Here is a 950-nt window from a genome sequence, read left to right on the forward strand (position 1 = left end):
AAAGTTAAAAAACGGGTCTGGGTATTCTTTGCTGAAGGACAGCGTTCCCTGCCCCATCCCCACTACCGAAAAAGATGCGCACCGCGCCGCTCCTTCAAACCCGACATTACCCATGAGACGGCGGCGTTCAACCACGATCGTACCGGCAAAAGGTTTGTGTTGGCGCTATACCCCGGCGTTGTTGCACAAATGACACGATTTGGCCTCACTCCGAAAGCTCCCGTTAACCAACAGCCCTTCGCAAGCCGTTGCAAACGGCGGATTCCGGCGATGGTCGGCCCGAAATGTGACCATGGCGCGAGTCGCGAACCAGGGAATCGCCGCAGAATCGCCACATCGCTGGGCGGCGCTTTGGCGAAGGGTCGATTTTTCAAGGATAATAGCGCCAGCTTGTTGATTGTGCCGGCGCTTTTCTTTATCCACCGGCGCAACGGAGAGGTGGCCGAGTGGTCGAAGGCGCTCCCCTGCTAAGGGAGTAGAGGTCAAAAGCTTCTCGTGGGTTCGAATCCCATCCTCTCCGCCACCCTACGCCCTGCGGGCTTCGGGTGGCAGGCCACCCGGAACCGCATTTTGGGCGTAGGGTGTCGCCCGAAGCTACGAAGTAGCGTAGGGGGACTATGTGGTACGTCTATTTCCTGCAACTTCGTAACGGCGATGTCTACGTCGGGTCGACCAACGACCTTCGGCGCCGCTTCGAATCGCATCGATCAGGCTATGTGACTTCGACCAAGGCCTATCTGCCTGTAACTTTGAAGTCCTACATCGGGGTTGAAACCGAGGCCAACGCACGGCAACTCGAGCGATATTTCAAGACCGGTTCAGGCAAGGCCTTCGCCAGTAAGCGTTTTTGGCGGACAGGGCCTCACTGACGGCCTTAGGACTTATCTATTTGAAAATATAAATAAAAACAGCCGAACGAGCTGCTTTTTGCCGACCTCCGCCCTCGATTC

General features: G+C 56.4%; 2 protein-coding genes and 1 tRNA gene. All 3 read left to right on the top strand.

What is annotated here, in order from left to right; translation table 11 throughout:
* Positions 1 to 471 (top strand): hypothetical protein (locus tag NKH89_RS35635; RefSeq protein WP_352549848.1); only part of this gene is annotated, 471 nt, incomplete at its 5' end.
* Positions 433 to 523: transfer RNA gene (locus NKH89_RS35640), tRNA-Ser, on the top strand. The genes NKH89_RS35635 and NKH89_RS35640, both read left to right, overlap by 39 nt.
* A 94-nt stretch (positions 524 to 617) precedes the next feature.
* Positions 618 to 869, top strand: coding sequence for a GIY-YIG nuclease family protein (locus tag NKH89_RS35645; protein WP_023721031.1), 252 nt, complete (start codon positions 618 to 620; stop codon positions 867 to 869).
* Positions 870 to 950: the final 81 nt, after the last annotated feature.

This window comes from Mesorhizobium sp. M0923, from assembly GCF_040319365.1.
Lineage (GTDB): Bacteria > Pseudomonadota > Alphaproteobacteria > Rhizobiales > Rhizobiaceae > Mesorhizobium.